This window comes from Pseudomonas sp. UYIF39, assembly GCF_029963765.1.
In the GTDB taxonomy this organism is placed as follows: Bacteria; Pseudomonadota; Gammaproteobacteria; order Pseudomonadales; family Pseudomonadaceae; genus Aquipseudomonas.
In genome coordinates, this window is the sequence record NZ_JALBYU010000011.1 from 65,424 (window position 1) to 82,384 (window position 16,961).

At 57.9% G+C, this 16,961-nt stretch carries 18 protein-coding genes and 1 other RNA gene; 6 read left to right on the plus strand and 13 right to left on the minus strand.

From position 1 onward, the window contains the following. Positions 1-2: 2 nt before the first annotated feature. The 3 genes from mraZ to rsmI all read right to left on the minus strand — a co-directional run bounded on the left by mraZ (position 3) and on the right by rsmI (position 2,148). Positions 3-458 (minus strand): division/cell wall cluster transcriptional repressor MraZ, encoded by a 456-nt coding sequence (mraZ, locus tag MO767_RS16785; protein WP_008147486.1) that lies wholly within the window; start codon positions 456-458, stop codon positions 3-5. Positions 459-813: 355 nt separating this feature from the next. Next, positions 814-1,167: RNase P RNA component class A (gene rnpB / locus MO767_RS16790), an RNA gene on the minus strand. 75 nt (positions 1,168-1,242) lie between these two features. Further along, entirely contained in the window at positions 1,243-2,148 is a 906-nt protein-coding gene (gene rsmI / locus MO767_RS16795) for a 16S rRNA (cytidine(1402)-2'-O)-methyltransferase (RefSeq protein WP_223429668.1), read from the minus strand. A gap of 177 nt (positions 2,149-2,325) precedes the next feature. Between rsmI and MO767_RS16800 the strand changes: the two genes are divergently transcribed. The 4 genes from MO767_RS16800 (at position 2,326) to MO767_RS16815 (ending at position 5,772) form a co-directional block, all read left to right on the plus strand. Further along, entirely contained in the window at positions 2,326-4,137 is a 1,812-nt protein-coding gene (locus tag MO767_RS16800; RefSeq protein WP_282481411.1) for a penicillin-binding protein activator, read from the plus strand. Beyond that, positions 4,137-4,499, plus strand: a complete 363-nt coding sequence (locus tag MO767_RS16805; protein ID WP_282481488.1) for a YraN family protein — start codon at positions 4,137-4,139, stop codon at positions 4,497-4,499. The genes MO767_RS16800 and MO767_RS16805 overlap by 1 nt, the downstream gene beginning before the upstream one ends. 104 nt (positions 4,500-4,603) lie before the next feature. Further along, the gene (locus tag MO767_RS16810; RefSeq protein ID WP_008025961.1) at positions 4,604-5,197 is read left to right on the plus strand and encodes a phosphoheptose isomerase; all 594 of its coding nucleotides are present in this window, start codon (positions 4,604-4,606) and stop codon (positions 5,195-5,197) included. Then, positions 5,194-5,772: a BON domain-containing protein gene (locus tag MO767_RS16815; protein WP_282481412.1), complete on the plus strand. Its 579-nt coding sequence runs from the start codon at positions 5,194-5,196 to the stop codon at positions 5,770-5,772. The genes MO767_RS16810 and MO767_RS16815 overlap by 4 nt, the downstream gene beginning before the upstream one ends. A 51-nt stretch (positions 5,773-5,823) precedes the next feature. On the opposite strand, the gene MO767_RS16820 is transcribed toward MO767_RS16815, so the two are convergent. The 7 genes from MO767_RS16820 to rplM form a co-directional block, all read right to left on the minus strand. Continuing rightward, positions 5,824-6,237, minus strand: coding sequence for a ClpXP protease specificity-enhancing factor (locus MO767_RS16820; RefSeq protein WP_282481413.1), 414 nt, complete (start codon positions 6,235-6,237; stop codon positions 5,824-5,826). A 16-nt stretch (positions 6,238-6,253) separates the two neighbouring features. Then, entirely contained in the window at positions 6,254-6,871 is a 618-nt protein-coding gene (locus tag MO767_RS16825; protein WP_008155978.1) for a glutathione S-transferase N-terminal domain-containing protein, read from the minus strand. A gap of 148 nt (positions 6,872-7,019) precedes the next feature. After that, entirely contained in the window at positions 7,020-7,802 is a 783-nt protein-coding gene (locus MO767_RS16830; protein ID WP_282481414.1) for a cytochrome c1, read from the minus strand. Beyond that, entirely contained in the window at positions 7,802-9,013 is a 1,212-nt protein-coding gene (locus MO767_RS16835) for a cytochrome bc complex cytochrome b subunit (RefSeq protein ID WP_008155974.1), read from the minus strand. The genes MO767_RS16830 and MO767_RS16835 overlap by 1 nt, the downstream gene beginning before the upstream one ends. Continuing rightward, entirely contained in the window at positions 9,013-9,606 is a 594-nt protein-coding gene (gene petA / locus MO767_RS16840; protein ID WP_033061319.1) for a ubiquinol-cytochrome c reductase iron-sulfur subunit, read from the minus strand. The genes MO767_RS16835 and petA overlap by 1 nt, the downstream gene beginning before the upstream one ends. A 267-nt stretch (positions 9,607-9,873) precedes the next feature. Further along, a complete protein-coding gene (gene rpsI, locus MO767_RS16845; RefSeq protein ID WP_003216038.1) occupies positions 9,874-10,266 on the minus strand; it encodes a 30S ribosomal protein S9 in 393 nt (130 codons plus the stop codon). 14 nt (positions 10,267-10,280) lie between these two features. Further along, on the minus strand, positions 10,281-10,709 hold the full coding sequence (gene rplM, locus MO767_RS16850) for a 50S ribosomal protein L13 (RefSeq protein ID WP_007905295.1): 429 nt from the start codon (positions 10,707-10,709) through the stop codon (positions 10,281-10,283). A gap of 245 nt (positions 10,710-10,954) precedes the next feature. Here rplM and MO767_RS16855 point away from each other — a divergent pair, with 245 nt between their 5' ends. Beyond that, on the plus strand, positions 10,955-11,995 hold the full coding sequence (locus MO767_RS16855) for an NADP(H)-dependent aldo-keto reductase (RefSeq protein WP_149628860.1): 1,041 nt from the start codon (positions 10,955-10,957) through the stop codon (positions 11,993-11,995). Between the two features lie 86 nt (positions 11,996-12,081). On the opposite strand, the gene MO767_RS16860 is transcribed toward MO767_RS16855, so the two are convergent. After that, the gene (locus MO767_RS16860; protein WP_282481415.1) at positions 12,082-13,218 is read right to left on the minus strand and encodes an acyl-CoA dehydrogenase family protein; all 1,137 of its coding nucleotides are present in this window, start codon (positions 13,216-13,218) and stop codon (positions 12,082-12,084) included. Between the two features lie 244 nt (positions 13,219-13,462). On the opposite strand from MO767_RS16860, the gene MO767_RS16865 reads away from it, so the two are divergent. Then, a complete protein-coding gene (locus MO767_RS16865; protein WP_177338842.1) occupies positions 13,463-14,359 on the plus strand; it encodes a GlxA family transcriptional regulator in 897 nt (298 codons plus the stop codon). Between the two features lie 49 nt (positions 14,360-14,408). Here the strand turns inward: MO767_RS16865 and zapE are convergent, their stop codons facing one another. Next, complete coding sequence (zapE, locus tag MO767_RS16870; protein WP_046048269.1) at positions 14,409-15,503, minus strand: cell division protein ZapE; 1,095 nt, start codon at positions 15,501-15,503, stop codon at positions 14,409-14,411. Positions 15,504-15,594: 91 nt separating this feature from the next. Further along, positions 15,595-16,950, minus strand: a complete 1,356-nt coding sequence (locus MO767_RS16875) for a tryptophan--tRNA ligase (RefSeq protein ID WP_282481416.1) — start codon at positions 16,948-16,950, stop codon at positions 15,595-15,597. Between the last annotated feature and the right edge of the window lie 11 nt (positions 16,951-16,961).

The window sequence follows — 16,961 nt, forward strand, 5'->3', positions numbered from 1 at the left end:
AGTCACAGGATCAAATCACGCAGTTCATCAGGCATGGCGCCCGGTTGTTGAATAGCAGCCAGGTCAGCGGCAGAAACCGCATCCCAGGCATCCTCGTCCCACAATTGGAACTTGTTCAGTTGGCCTACCAGCATCGCGCGCTTATCCAACTTGGCATATTCACGAAGACGCGGCGGAACCAGAAAACGACCACTGCCATCGAGCTCGAGGTCGACGGCATTACCAATCAGTAAACGTTGCAGGCGGCGGTTCTCTTCGCGAAGCGAAGGCAGTGCGCGCAGTTTGGTTTCAATAATTTCCCACTCATCGAGGGGGTAAACACACAAACATGGATCAACGGCGTCGATGGTGACGATTAACTGACCGGAACTTCTCGAAACCAGCTCGTCACGGTACCGGCTCGGCATAGCGAGACGGCCCTTTGCATCGAGACTGATAGCATTAGCTCCGCGAAACACGACAGCGCTTCTCCAAATATTAGCGTTTTGAGCTCAAAAAACCCACTTCGTGCCACTTTCCGCCACTTGTGCACACTATAGGAATGCGGCCACCGCACCGTCAAGGCGCGGATTAAAGGAAAAGCCTTACAGAACTGAGATTTAGGAGCGCAAAAGGAGGGGTAGCGAGAATCTGACGTGTCATCCTGCTCAATAACTTGAATCAGCACTGAAGGCTGCGTTCGAAAGTTAAAGTAATTTGTTAAGAGTAAGATTTTTTCGGTATTAGGAAAGTGCTTCTGCTGTTGATTTTGCAAGGAGGGAAATTGCTACTACAGGCGCCCTGCTCAATGATTAAAGCAGGGAGGGGAAAAAGGTGGAGAGTCGATCTGTAAGCCGGGTTCTGTCTTGAACAGTCATTCGTCTACGATGGCCATCACTGGACATCTTTAGCAACCTACCCGGTCCCAGCGCGGGCCACGCCTTGGGACCCTATTTGGTCTTGCTCCAAGTGGGGTTTACCTAGCCACGAACTGTTGCCAGACGTGCGGTGCGCTCTTACCGCACCTTTTCACCCTTACCGGCGCCGAAGCGCTTAGGCGGTTATTTTCTGTGGCACTTTCCGTAGGCTCACGCCTCCCAGGCATTACCTGGCACTTCGCCCTATGGAGCCCGGACTTTCCTCCCCCCCCTAATTTTCATAGAAGGCAGCGACTGTCCGATCGACTCTCCGCCGCGAAGATTAACGGCAGAGCGGCCGAAGGACAAGCGCTAAACGCCGTGGGCTACGCCTGCACGTCGGTTTTTACTCGCCCTTCTGTTTATCCAGCGCGACCTGATAGAGCACATTCTTGCGCTCGCCGGTAATTTGCGCCGCCAACGCCGCGGCTCGCTTGAGCGGCATTTCTTCAAGCAACAGATTCAGAATGCGCATTGCTTCACTGCTGACGGCGTCCTCGGTCTCGGGGGCAGACCAACCCGCCACCAACACCACGCACTCACCGCGCTGCTGATTGCTGTCTGACTCGACGAACTCGCGCAACTCAGCCAGTGGCAAGCCTTTAAGGGTTTCGAAAGTCTTGGTCAGCTCCCGCGCCAGCAACGCCGGACGTTCACCACCAAACACCAACTCCATGTCTTGTAGGCACTCGAGGATCCGGTGCGGGGCTTCATAAAAAATCAGCGTGCGCGGTTCTTCCTTTACCAACTCAAGACGGGCGCGCCGGCCGACAGCCTTGGCCGGCAGGAAGCCTTCGAAGATGAAACGGTCCGACGGCAACCCCGCCGCCGACAACGCTGCGATCAACGCGCAGGCGCCCGGAACCGGCACCACATTGATACCCGCAGCACGAGCCTGACGCACGAGGTGATAACCAGGATCGGAAATCAACGGCGTGCCGGCATCTGAAATCAGCGCCACATCGTCGCCGGCGAGCAAGCGGGTGATAAAGCGGCTACCTTCATCCCGCTCATTGTGTTCGTGACAGGCTGCCAGCGGTGTAGGAATGCCAAAATGCTGCATCAATCGCTGTGAGTGACGGGTATCTTCGGCAGCGATCAGGGCGACCTCGCGCAGGATCTTCAGCGCACGCGCACTGATATCGTCCAGGTTGCCGATGGGCGTCGCCACCACATAAAGCGAGCCAGCAGCGGAATTCAAAGCACCTGGAGCAGTCAAAGCGCACACCTCATGATCGGTAAAAACCGCCATTGTAGCGCGTCGTGACGTTCGCGATACGCGCAAGCAACCCTCGGTTTTGCAGCCTCTTGTGCAGTGCCGCAACATTTACACGAGCTAAATTGATCGATTCACACCAGTAACATCGCGCCCCGGCCAGTGCTTGGGTACAATTCCACGCTAATTTGATCGAGTATCAGGAACACTTACATGATCGCTTGCCTGCGGCTGCTCACTGCCCTCTGCCTCGCTGCCTTGCTGGCGGCTTGCGCCAGCTCGCCCTCCTCCAGCCTTGGCGAACTTCCACGAACCCCGGATGCCAGTATCGAGCAATTGCTCGCACAGGCTGCTCAAAGCAAAGACCCGGAAAAAGCCTCCCTGTTGCGCCTGAGCGCGGCAGACCTGGCTTATCGTCAGGGGAATGCCGGCCAGTCCGCGCAAATCCTGCAACAAGTCCCCGTCGAAACACTCAAGCCTGGCCAACAGGTTTTCGCCAGTACCCTGGCGGCTGAACTGGCCATGGTTCGCAATCAGCCCAAAGCGGCACTGACAGCCTTGAGTCATCCGAGCCTGCAACGCCTGAGTGAACTGCCGGTTGAGCAACAGGTTCGCACCGGCACTGTTCATGCCCGCGCCCTTGAAGCCGATGGCCAGACGCTGGCCGCCGCACGGGAACGTATCTTCATCGCGCCAATGCTTGAAGGTGAAGCCGCCAGCAAAAACCACGAAGCGATCTGGACCCTGATCGCCTCGCTGCCAACCGACCAGCTGCAGCCAACTGCCACCGACGACCTCGGCGGCTGGATGGGCCTGGCACTGGCGGTGAAAACTGCCGGCACCCTGGAACAGCAGCAAGCCGCGATCGACAACTGGCGCGCACAGAATCCAAAGCACCCGGCCGCCATTCAATTGCCGCTGCCACTGACCAAGCTCAAGGAACTGGCCAGCCAGCCCCTGAGCAAAATCGCCCTGCTGCTGCCACAAGACGGCCCCCTGGCGTCGGTCGGCAAAGCACTGCGCGAAGGTTTCATGGCCGCTCACTACCAGGCCCAACAAGCCGGGCAGAAGCCGCCTGCCATCGAGTTCTATGACAGCTCGAAACTCACTTCGATGGACGAGTTCTACCGCAAGGCCCAAGCCGATGGCGTGCAGTTGGTCGTCGGCCCACTGGAGAAGCCGCTGGTCAAACAGCTCAGTGCTCGCCCGCAACTGCCGATCACCACCCTGGCGCTGAATTACAGCGAAGGCGCACAAGGTCCGGCCCAGCTGTTCCAGTTCGGTCTTGCGGCTGAAGACGAAGCCCGCGAAGTGTCCCGCCGTGCTCGCGCCGATGGCCTGCATCGCGCCGCCATCATGGTGCCGAAAGGCGAATGGGGCGATCGCGTGTTGAGAGCATTCAGCCAGGACTGGCAGGCTAACGGTGGCAGCATCGTCGCTACCGAACGTGTCGACCAACCGGTTCAACTGGCCCAGCAGATTGCCGACATGTTCCAGCTGCGTCAGAGCGAAGGTCGTGCCAAGAGCCTGCAAAGCACCGTTGGCGGGCAGGTAGCCGCCCAGCCTTCGCGCCGTCAGGACATCGAGTTCATCTTCCTGGCTGCAACGCCTCAGCAAGCCCAGCAAATCAAGCCGACACTGAACTTCCAGTACGCCGGCGACGTGCCGGTCTATGCCACCTCCCACGTGTTCAGCGCCAGCGGCGATGTGAATCAGTACAACGACATGAACGGCATTCGCTTCTGCGAAACCCCATGGTTGCTGGAGGCCAACGATCCACTGCGCAAACAAGTGACCGCGCAGTGGCCGCAAGCTGCTGGCAGCCTGGGCCGTCTGTACGCGATGGGTGTTGATGCCTATCGCCTGGCACCACGCCTGGAGCAACTCAAGGCTCTGCCGGACAGCCGCATCGAAGGTCAATCGGGCAGCCTGGGCATGACTCAGAACCAACGTGTGGTCCGCCAGTTGCCGTGGGCACAGTTCGTCAGCGGCCAGGTTCAACGCCTGCCGGACACCCCGCGCTGATGCCCGACAGATCACGCCAGCAAAGCGGTAAAGATGCCGAGCGCCATGCGCTCGAGCATCTTCAACAACAAGGTCTGCGCCTCCTGGCGCAGAACTGGTTGTGTAAACGCGGCGAGCTTGATCTGGTCATGCTTGATGGCGATACAGTAGTATTCGTTGAAGTCCGCTACAGAAAAAACACTCAATGGGGTGGCGCGCTCGATAGCATCGATGAGCGCAAACGGCAAAAACTGATAGTTGCCGCGCAGTATTTTCTTCAGCGCGAGTCGCGCTGGGCCAATTCCCCTTGCCGTTTCGACGTGGTTGCCATCGACAGCAACCTCGATCAGTTGAACTGGTTGCAGAATGCCTTCGACAGCTGATCGCGTGCGCCCCGCACCGGACACTTTCACCCAACACTTTTGCTCTTTGCTTTGCGGGCTGCACATTCATGTGCCGAGTAGCCGCGCTAATTAAGGTCACACAGATGGACATGCAATCCCGAATTCGCCAGCTTTTTCAGGCCAGTATCGATACCAAGCAAATGGCGATGGACGTACTTGCACCGCACATCGAGCAAGCCAGCCAGGTGATGGTCAACGCCCTGCTCAACGAAGGCAAAATGCTGTCCTGCGGCAACGGCGGCTCTGCCGGTGATGCCCAGCACTTCTCGTCCGAGCTGCTCAACCGTTTCGAGCGCGAGCGTCCGAGCCTGCCAGCGATTGCGCTGACCACCGACAGCTCGACGATCACCTCGATCGCCAACGACTACAGCTACAACGAAATTTTCTCCAAACAGATCCGCGCCCTCGGCCAGCCGGGTGACGTATTGCTGGCGATTTCCACCAGCGGCAACTCGGCAAACATTATTCAAGCGATCCAGGCCGCACATGATCGCGAAATGATTGTCGTAGCATTGACCGGTCGCGATGGCGGCGGCATGGCGTCGCTGCTATTGCCCGAGGACGTCGAGATTCGCGTACCGGCCAACGTCACCGCACGTATTCAGGAAGTCCACCTGCTGGCGATCCATTGCCTTTGCGATTTGATCGACAGCCAACTGTTCGGGAGTGAAGAATGACCCCTAATCGCCTAGGCCTTCTGGCCTTGACCCTGTGCCTCGGCATCAGCGGCTGCACCTCGGTGGTTAACGCCAGCCGTGAAGCACCGATTGAAGATGACCGCGGCACCCGCACCTTCGGCAGTAAGATCGACGACTCTCTGATCGACACCAAGGTCGGTGTGAACATCGCCAAGGCCGATCCAGCCCTGGACAACGACTCGCACATCGTCGTCACAAGCTTCAACGGTGTCGTGCTGCTCGCCGGGCAAACCCCGCGTGCCGACCTCAAGGCCAAGGCCGAACAGGCTGCAGCGGCTGTTCAGCGCGTGAAGACAGTCCACAACGAACTGCAAGTCCTGCCACCTTCCGGCTTTCTTGCCCGCCAGAACGACACCTGGCTGACCTCCAAGATCAAGACCCAGATGCTCACCGATCCGAACATTCCGGGCTCGCGCATCAAGGTTGTCACAGAGAATGGTATCGTCTACCTGCTGGGTCTGCTGACCAAGCAGGAAGCGGCCCAAGCCACCAACCTGGTGCAAAGCGTTTCCGGCGTGCAGAAAATCGTGAAGCTGTTTGAGTACATCGACTGACACTCAACACGCAGGCACAAAAAAGGCGATCCTTTCGGATCGCCTTTTTTATTACTTCACCACTTTCAAACTGGGTCGACCGCTGGGACGCGGCGGCTCTCTGTCGGGTGGCGGAATATCGTCATCCGGCTCGATCTCTTCCTCGTCTTCCATAGGCGATTCCAGATCAAACACCATGCCCTGACCGTTCTCCCGGGCGTAAATGCCCAGGATCGATGCGATAGGCACGTACAGGGTGTGCGGCACGCCACCGAAACGCCCTTCGAAGCTGACCGCTTCGTTGTCCATGTGCAGATGACGCACGGCTGCCGGCGATACGTTCAGGACAATCTGTCCGTCACTGGCAAAACCCTGAGGCACCTGCACCGACGGATACTCGGAATTGACCAGCATGTGCGGGGTGCAATCGTTGTCCACAATCCACTCGTAGAGCGCGCGGACCAGATAAGGTCGACTGGAGTTCATAGCGGCTCCTTAAGCCTTAGCGCATATCGCGTTCGACACCAGACAGACTCGCCTGGAAAGCCTCACGCGCAAACGAGCGCTCCATGTAATCAAGCAGCGGCTTGGCAGGCCGCGGCAGTTCTATACCCAGAATCGGCAATCGCCAGAGTATTGGTAATAGGCAGCAATCCACCAGACTTTGTTCCTCACTGAGGAAAAACGGCTTGTCGGCGAACAACGGCGACACGCCGGTCAGGCTTTCGCGTAGCTCTTTACGAGCCACGACACGGGCTGCTTCCTTGGACCGGGAATCCAGAATCAGATCCACCAGGCCACACCAGTCTCGCTGAATACGATGAATCAGCAGACGGCTGTTGGCACGCGCCACTGGATAAACCGGCAGTAAAGGCGGGTGCGGGTAACGCTCATCCAGATATTCCATCACCACGGTCGACTCCCACAACGCCAGGTCACGATCGACCAGGGTGGGCAAGCTGCCGTAAGGGTTCACTTCAATCAGTTTAGGCGGCTGGCGACCAGCTTCCACGTAAATGATCTCGGCGCTGACACCCTTCTCTGCAAGTACGATACGCACTCGGTGGGAATAGTGGTCGGCGGGGTCGGAGTAACAGGCCAACCGATTGGTCACGCCCATGGCGGTCCTCCTCGCTTGTTGAAATTATCGGAAACGGAAAAACGCGCGCGCCCAGAGGGCGCCTCCCGTAACGCCTGGATCACCAGGCTCGTTACACCTTCAGAGACGCCCTTGGGCGCGCGCGATTGACAGCAATTTTACAGCAATATCAATGGACGTCTTTCCAGTATTCACGCTTGAGCAAGTATGCGAATACGAAGAAGAACGCCAGGTACAGCAACACATAGGTACCGATGCGCTGATGCTGCAGCTTCACCGGGTTGGCCGAGTAGGCCAGGAAGGTCACCAGATTCTTGACCTTCTCGTCGAACTGCTCTTCGTTCAGCGTGCCGGTTTTCGGCAGTATGGTCAGCTGGTCGCAGGCTTCATGAGTCAAAGCGGTGCCGGTCAGCGGATCGTATTGCTTCTTGCCGTCTTCGACGATTTGAACTTGTTTACAGCCTACCACCTGACGACCCTGCAGGCCGACCAGAACGTTAGGCATCCCGACGTTCGGGAACACCTTGTTGTTCACACCCCAAGGACGCGATGGGTCTTCGTAGAAAGATCTCAGGTAACCGTAGAGCCAGTCAGTGCCACGAACGCGGGCGACCAGGGTCAGGTCGGGCGGCGCCGCACCGAACCAGGTCTTGGCGTCAGCCGGCTGCATGCCGATGCTCATGTGGTCGCCGATCTTGGCGCCGGTGAGCACCAGCTTCGAGAGCATCAGGTCGTGCGGAATGCCCAAGTCATCGGCGACACGCTCGTAACGCTGGAACTTGGCGCTGTGACAGCCCATGCAGTAGTTGGCGAATGTACGCGCGCCATCCTGCATGGCAGCCTTGTCGGAAACGTCGATGTCGACCTTTTCGAGCTCAGGACCACCGTGTTCGGCCGCGAAGGACAGCACAGGCAAAGCAGCAAGAATCAGTACAGCAAATAGCTTTTTCATCAGCCAGTCACCCTTTCCGGAACCGGTTTGGTCTTCTCGAGCCTGGTGTAGAACGGCATCAGAATGAAGTAGGCGAAGTACAGGAAGGTACATACCTGCGACAGCAACGTCCGCTCAGGGGTTGGGGCCAGTACGCCCAGCACGCCCAGGATCACGAACGAGATGCAGAACACCCAGAGCCAGATCTTGCTCAGCCAGCCTTTGTAGCGCATCGACTTGACCGGGCTACGATCGAGCCATGGCAGGACGAACAGCACAGCAATGGCCGCGCCCATGGCGATAACGCCCAGGAGCTTGTCCGGAATCGCCCGCAGAATCGCGTAGAACGGCGTGAAGTACCAGACCGGAGCGATGTGCTCTGGCGTCTTGAAGGCGTTCGCCACTTCAAAGTTCGGCTTCTCGAGGAAGTAGCCGCCCATTTCCGGGAAGAAGAACACGATCGAGCAGAAGATGAACAGGAACACCACCACGCCGACGATATCTTTCACGGTGTAGTACGGGTGGAAGGCAATGCCGTCCAGCGGTACACCGTTTTCGTCTTTGAATTTCTTGATGTCCACGCCGTCCGGGTTGTTCGAACCGACTTCGTGCAGCGCCAGAACGTGCAGCACCACCAGACCGAGGATCACGATCGGCAAGGCAACAACGTGCAGGGCGAAGAAGCGGTTCAGGGTGATACCGGAAATCAGGTAGTCACCACGGATCCATTGAGTCAGATCGTTGCCGATGACCGGGATCGCACCGAACAGCGAGATGATCACCTGGGCACCCCAGTAGGACATCTGGCCCCACGGCAGCAGGTAACCCATGAAGGCTTCAGCCATCAGCGCCAGATAGATCAGCATGCCGAAGACCCACACCAGCTCACGCGGCTTCTGGTACGAACCGTAGAGCAAGCCACGGAACATGTGCAGATAGACCACGATGAAGAACGCCGAGGCGCCGGTGGAGTGCAGCAGACGCAGGATCGAGCCGTACTCGACGTCGCGCATGATGTATTCGACGGAAGCAAACGCCTCTTCCGCCGACGGGGTGTAGCTCATGGTCAGCCAGACACCGGTAACGATCTGGTTGACCAGAACGAGCAGTGCGAGGGAGCCAAAGAAATAGAAGAAGTTGAAGTTCTTCGGGGCGTAGTACTTGCTGAGATGGTCTTCCCACATTTTGGTCGCGGGAAAGCGCGCATCAACCCAATCCATGAACTTGCTCATCACGCTTTCTCCGTATCGACGCCAATGACAATGATGTCATCGGTCTCATAGGAATGCGGGGGAACTGGCAGGTTCAAAGGCGCAGGTTGCGACTTGTAGACGCGGCCAGCCAGATCGTAGTGGGAACCGTGGCAAGGGCAGAAATAACCACCTACCCAGTCCTTGCCCAGATCCGCAGGAGCCACTTCTGGACGGAAGGTCGGCGAGCAACCCAGGTGTGTGCAGATACCGATCAGCAGCAGAACCTCTGGCTTGATCGAACGCGTTTCTGGATCGACGTAGGTCGGTTGTGTCGAGTTCTTGGAGGTCGGGTCAGACAGCTGGCCCTCGATCTTTTTCAGATTCCCCAGGATTTCCGCGGTTCGGCGGACAATGAACACCGGCTGACCGCGCCACTCAGCAATCATCTGCTGGCCTGGCTCGATTTTGCTGACATTCACCTTCACCGGTGCACCTGCAGCTTTCGCCTTGGCACTGGGAAACCATGACCCCACGAACGGGACCGCAGCCCCCACCGCTCCTGCAGCACCCACCACGGATGTGGCTGCTACCAAGAAGCGACGCCGGCCTGCATTCACGCCGTCATTGCTCATTCAGTCCTCTCCCATCAGCTTTGTGGCCTGTTAAATCAGGCGTCTACTAAGTAAAAATCTGAACTTATAAAAATTTTGCCGAATGGTAATGAAAAGCCCCAATTCTGACAAGGTAATTACCGAGGGGCTCCACTGCCAAGCCTTGCAGTATAGGGCTTCTACGGCTGTGGCAAGTTGTCACAGAGCAATTCTTTGATAAATCGCGCCCATAAAAAAACGCCCAGCTTCGCAAGGAAACTGGGCGTTCTTTTTGAACGTAAAAGCGAATTAACGCTTCGAGTACTGCGGACGCTTACGCGCTTTACGCAGACCAACTTTCTTACGTTCAACTTCACGTGCATCGCGAGTAACGAAGCCAGCTTTGCGCAGAGCGCCACGCAGGGTTTCGTCGTACTGCATCAGTGCGCGAGTGATACCATGGCGGATTGCGCCAGCTTGACCACTTACACCACCACCGATCACGGTGACGTAGATGTCGAATTTCTCGACAGTCTCAGTCAGTTCCAGCGGCTGACGAACTACCATGCGGGCAGTTTCGCGGCCGAAGAAATTTTCCAGGGTGCGGTTGTTGATGGAGATGTTACCAGTACCCGGACGCAGGAAAACGCGTGCGGTTGCGGTCTTGCGACGGCCAGTGCCGTAATTTTGAGTCGCCGACATAATGAACTATTCCGTTAAAACTTCAGTTCTTGGGGCTGCTGAGCAGTATGAGGGTGTACAGCGCCCGCATAGACTTTCAGCTTACGATACATGTCGCGACCCAGCGGGTTCTTAGGCAGCATGCCTTTGACCGCGGTCTCGATCACGCGCTCAGGGGCTTTAGCAATCAGCTTTTCGAAGTTGATCGACTTGATGCCGCCCGGGAAACCGGAGTGGGAGTAGTAGATTTTGTCGGTGGTTTTAGCACCGGTTACACGAATCTGCTCGGCATTGATAACGACGATGTAATCGCCGGTGTCAACGTGAGGAGTGTACTCAGCTTTATGCTTGCCACGCAGACGGCTCGCGATTTCGGTGGCCAGACGACCCAGGGTCTGACCTGCAGCGTCGACGACAAACCAGTCGCGCTGTACTGTTTCCGGTTTAGCAGTAAAAGTTTTCATTCTTTATAGCCTCAGGGGCCGCCCTGTAAATTAGACGGCGGATCTTACTGAATAGTGCGTACTTTGACAAGTCAAAGGCAGCCGGATACAGACGCTTTCGGGGGCTCGGGTCGGCGCGTCCGTTCAACGGCAAGATTCTTCGGCGGCGGCGCATCACTTCCACTGCAGAAAGAGGTGCGCAATTATGCAGATTGCGAAAAATAATTCAACCTGCTTTTATGATTGTTTTGCCCAAGGAGCACCCGATGGACTATCGCCAGCTAGGCCGAACCAATCTGAACGTGAGTGCAATCTGCCTCGGCACCATGACCTGGGGCGAGCAAAACAGCGAGGCTGAAGCCTTCGCCCAGATTGAACGGGCCAAAAGTGCCGGGATCAATTTCATCGACACTGCCGAGATGTACCCGGTGCCGCCCAAGGCCGAAACCTACGCTACGACCGAGCGCTACATCGGCAATTACTTCAAAAGCCGTGGTGATCGCGCCGACTGGATCCTGGCCAGCAAGATCGCTGGCCCCGGCAACACCATCGATTACATCCGCGACAAAAACCTGCGGCACAACCGCCAGCACATCACCGAAGCCGTGGACGCCAGCCTCAAGCGCTTGCAGACCGACTACATCGACCTCTACCAGCTGCATTGGCCGGAGCGCAGCACCAATTTCTTCGGCCAGCTCGGTTACAAACACAAGATCGAAGCCAACCTCACGCCACTGGAGGACACCCTCGAAGCGTTGGACGAACAGGTCAAGGCCGGCAAGATCCGCCACATCGGCCTGTCCAACGAAACGCCGTGGGGCACCATGCGCTTCCTCGCCCTGGCCGAAGCCCGTGGCTGGCCGCGCGCCGTGTCGATCCAGAACCCGTACAACCTGCTCAACCGCAGCTTCGAAGTCGGCCTGGCGGAAATCGCCATCCGCGAACAGTGCGGCCTGCTCGCTTATTCGCCGCTGGCGTTCGGTTTCCTGTCGGGCAAGTACGAAGGTGGCGCCCGCCCGCCTAAAGGCCGCTTGAGCCTCTACAGCCGCTTCAGCCGCTATTTCAACCCACAGTCGGAAGCAGCGTGCAGTCGTTATGTGGCACTGGCGCGTGAACACGGCCTGGACCCGGCGCAAATGGCGTTGGCGTTTGTCACTCAGCAGCCATTTGTGACCAGCAACATCATTGGCGCGACGACGATGGAGCAGCTTGAAAGCAATTTAGCGAGCTTCGAGCTGAAACTATCCGATGAAGTGCTGGAGGGGATTGAGGCGATTCACAAGGATCACCCGAACCCTGCGCCTTGATTGATTTCTAGATCCATTCGCGAGCAGGCTCGCTCCCACAGGAGATCACTTAACCTCCGGGAGCCTGCTCGCGAAAGCGGTCTAAATTACAGCGACCGCGCAATAATCTCCTTCATGATTTCATTGGTCCCCGCATAAATCCGCTGCACCCGCGCATCCGCCCACGCCCGGGCGATCGGGTATTCCCACATGAAACCGTAACCGCCATGCAACTGCACGCACTCGTCGAGTACCTTGCATTGCAGGTCAGTGCCCCAGTACTTGGCCATCGCCGCTGTCGGCACATCGAGCTTGCCTTGCAGGTGCAGTTCCAGACAGCGATCGACGAAGACCCGACCGATCTGAATCTCGGTCGCCATCTCCGCCAGTTTGAAGCGGGTGTTCTGGAAGTCGGCGATCGCCTTGCCGAATGCCTTGCGCTCGCGGGTGTAATCCAGCGTCCATTGCAACGCAGCTTCAGCCGAAGCAAGCCCGCCGATGGCAACGGTAAGACGCTCTTGAGGCAATTCCTGCATCAGGTACGCGAAGCCCATCCCAGCCTGCCCCAAAAGGTTTTCCTTGGGCACTCGAACGTCCTGGAAGAACAGTTCCGAGGTGTCCTGAGCCTTCATGCCGACTTTTTCCAGGCGCTTGCCCTTGACGAAGCCTGGGGTGTTGGCTTCCACCAGAAACAGGCTGGTGCCTTTCGCGCCGGCCTTCGGATCGGTCTTGGCCACGACAATCACCAGGTCCGCCAGATAGCCGTTGGTGATGAACGTCTTCGAACCGTTGATCACATACTCGTCGCCATCGAGCACCGCGGTGGTTTTCACCCCTTGCAGGTCGGAACCGGCACCAGGCTCGGTCATGGCAATCGCCGTAACCATCTCCCCAGACACCAGTTTCGGCAGGTATTTGTGTTTCAGCGCCTCACTACCGTAATGCAGGATGTAAGGCGCGACGATGTCCGAATGCAGGGAAAAACCGATACCGGTCAGGCCGAGACGACCGACCTCTTCGATCACCACCGCGCTGTAGAGAAAGTCCGCCCCCAGGCCGCCGTATTCTTCCGGCAGATGCGAACAGAGCATCCCCGCCTCCCCTGCCTTGTTCCAGAGTTTGCGGTCGATATAGCCTTGTTTCTCCCATTGCCCATGGAACGGCACAGCCTCTTTTTCGAGGAACGTTCGCACGCTGTCGCGAAAAAGTTCGTGCTCGGAACTGAACAATGTTCTGGGGATCATGCGGCACCTATCGTTGTTGTTAGCCGGAATTGACCTTCAGAGACTATGCCCCGCATCCGATACAGGACACTGGACACATCAGACAAAAAATAAGACGATCCAGCCGTCTGGTGACCACTTTCCCCTATAAGAATAAAGTTGAATTATGTCTAACCAAGTCTCCACGCCCTTGCGGCGCGTCAGCATCCTGGCTATCGACCGGGTTTTCGCTTCCACCCTCATGCAAGCCAAGGATTTCTTCCACCTGGCCAGCCTGCGTTACGGCAAACAACTGGGCCAAGGCCTGACTCCGGCGTTCGAAACCCGCCTGGTCAGCCCCGACGGCAAACCGGTGAACAGCTTCAGTGACGTGGTCATGCCGGTGGACGGCGGCCTGGAAAACGCCGACATCATTGTCCTTCCAGCCTTCTGGGACGATTTCGACACCCTTTGCCAACGCTACCCACAGGTCCTGCCCTGGCTGCGTCAGCAACATGCTCGCGGCGCAGTACTCTGCGGCGAAGCCACCGGGGTGTTCTGGCTGGCCGAGGCCGGGCTGCTCGATGGTAAGGAAGCAACCACTTACTGGCGCTTCTTCAATGCGTTCGCCGAACGCTTCCCACGGGTTCAGCTTAATCAGGACAAGCACCTGACCGACGCCGACAACCTGTATTGCGCTGGCGGCACCACCTCGGCCTGCGACCTTTACATCTACCTGATCGAACGCTTCTGCGGCGCCAACGTATCCCAGGCCGTGGCGCGGGACATTCTTTATGAAGTGCAGCGCAGCTACTCGCCAGGACGAATCGGTTTCGGCGGTCAGAAGCTGCACCAGGATGTGATCATCCTGCAGATCCAGCACTGGCTCGAAGAGCATTTCGCCGACAAATTCCGCTTCGAAGACGTGGCTCGCGAACACGGCATGAGCATCCGTAATTTCATGCGGCGCTTCCAGACCGCCACCGGCGACAAACCGCTGCATTACCTGCAACGCCTGCGTATCGAAACCGCCAAAGGCTTGCTGTCCGGCAGCCGCAAGAGCATCAAAACCATCAGCTATGAAGTCGGTTACGACGATGCGAGTTTCTTCGCACGATTGTTCCGCCAGCACACGGAATTGTCGCCGAACCAGTATCGACAACAGTTTCAGCAAGCTGCATAAACAAAAAAAGGGCCTGCAATGCAGGCCCTTTTTCATTTTCCAAAATGTCCTACGGCTTATGCGCCCGGGACAGAAATTCGTGAGACTGCATTTCCAGCAGACGACTCAAGGTGCGCTGGAACTCGAAGTTCAAGCGACCACCGGTGTAGAGGTCTTTGAGCTCGACTTCAGCGGAAATGATCAGCTTCACGTTACGGTCGTAGAACTCGTCGACCATGTTGATAAAGCGTCGGGCGATGTCGTCGGTGGTGACGCTCATCTGCTCGACACCGCTGAGCAACACGGCGTGGAAGATCTTGCCCAGTTCGATGTAATCGTTCTGGCTGCGCGGGCCGTCGCAGAGTTCGCGGAAGTCGAACCAGGCCACGTCATCGCACGTGCGCACGGCACGGATTTCGCGGTTCTCGATCATCAACACGTCGTTCTCGATGGCTGCCGTGCATTCCGGCGTCAGGGCACGGAAGCTCTTGCGCAGGCTTTCGTGGGACGCATCATCCAGCGGAAAGTGGAACAGCTCCGCTTGCTCAAGGTGACGCAGACGGTAATCGACGCCGCTGTCGACGTTGACGATCTCGGTGTTCTGCTTGATCAGCGCAATGGCTGGCAGGAAGCGCGCACGTTGCAGGCCGTCCTTGTACAGACCGTCCGGCACGATGTTCGAAGTCGCGACCAGGGTCACGCCGTTCTTGAACAGCTCTTCCATTAGCGTGCCGAGGATCATCGCGTCGGTGATGTCGGAGACGAAGAACTCATCGAAACAAATCACCCGGGCTTCGTCGGAGAAGCGCTTGGCGATGATGGTCAGCGGGTTTTTCTCGCCGCCGAGGGTCTTCATCTCTTCGTGCACGCGTTTCATGAAGCGGTGGAAGTGAGTGCGGACCTTTTCCTTGAACGGCAGCGCTTCGAAGAAAGTGTCGACCAGATAGGTCTTGCCACGGCCGACGCCGCCCCAGAAGTACAGACCCTTGACCGGTGCCGCGTCTTTCTTGCCAAACAGTTTACCGAACAGACCCGGTTTGCTGTGCGAGGCTGCGACCAGATCATCGTACAGGCGCTGCAAGTGGCGCACCGCAGTTTCCTGCGCGGCGTCATGGAAGAATTCCGGGCGTTTCAGATCAGCTTGATATCGTTCTAGGGGCGTCATAATTCGTTAGCAAGGCAACAAAAACGGGCCGTCACTGTAGCGACGGCCCGTGGGAATGGCAATCAGCCCTTGGTCGGGCCGAGCCGCTGATTTATTCCTGAACCGGCGTCAGAGCAACTCGCAGGGCGTCGATGGCGACGTCGCGAGCGGCGCTGTCAGCGAAGGTTGCGCTGTCGGCAACGCACTCGCCTTCCAGCCAGACGCTGAAGCTCAGGTCTTCGTTGCGCACGTCCAATGGCTGACCCGATTGCAGTTGCTTGGTCACCTGGCCTGCGGTTTTACCGTCGGCGAAGTTGCGCGACAGCAGCAGCTGCTCGCCGTCGGCCGCCAGCAAACGGAAGCGGAAACTACCGTCGTCCTCACGAAAGCTGACGAAACGCACGGCTTTCGCGGCTTTCTTCTTGGTGGTGGTCGCGACTTGGGTCTGAGCGACGAAAGAGCGCAGGCCAACCGCTTCACGCAGTTCATGAAGGAACGGTGTCGCCACCGAACGAGCCTTTTTGGCACCGATCTGCAGGATGTCTTCCAGGTCTGCCGGGCGTTCGATCAGCTGGTGATAACGCTCGCGGGACTCACCCAGCTCGCTGTCGAGCAACTGGAACAGACGATTCTTCGCCTCGCCCCAACCCAGGCCCTGCAACAATTCGCTGCGGAATTCGTCGGACTGCGCCGGGGTGGCGAAGGCCTGGAACAAGGTGAACAGGTGTGAGTTGTCCGGATCTTTCGCTTCGCCCGGCGCACGGGAGTCGGTGACGATCCGCGAAATCGCGTCCTTCATTTCCTTGGCGCTGCTGAACAACGGAATGGTGTTGTCGTAGCTCTTCGACATCTTGCGACCGTCGAGGCCTGGCAGCGTGGCAACGCTTTCTTCGATCAGCGCCTCGGGCATGGTGAAGAATTCTTTGCCCTGGCCGAACAGGTGGTTGAAGCGCTGGCCGATGTCACGGGCCATTTCCACGTGCTGGATCTGGTCACGGCCGACCGGCACCTTGTGGGCGTTAAACATCAGAATGTCCGCGGCCATCAGCACCGGGTAGCTGTACAAGCCCATGGTGATGCCAGCATCCGGGTCTTCGCCGGTTTCGACGTTCTTGTCCACCGAGGCCTTGTAGGCGTGGGCGCGGTTGAGCAGGCCCTTGGCGGCGACGCAGGTCAGCAGCCAGGTCAGCTCTGGGATTTCCGGGATGTCGGACTGGCGATAGAAGGTTACGCGGTCCACATCCAGGCCACCGGCCAACCAGGTCGCGGCGATTTCCAGACGCGAGCGCTGGATGCGCAGCGGGTCATCGCATTTGATCAAGGCGTGGTAGTCGGCCAGAAAGTAGAACGAATCGGCATTGCTGTCACGGCTGGCAAGGATCGCCGGGCGGATGGCGCCGGCGTAGTTGCCCAGGTGCGGCGTGCCGGTGGTGGTGATGCCGGTGAGGATACGGGTACGAGTCGTCATGGGTAATCGCT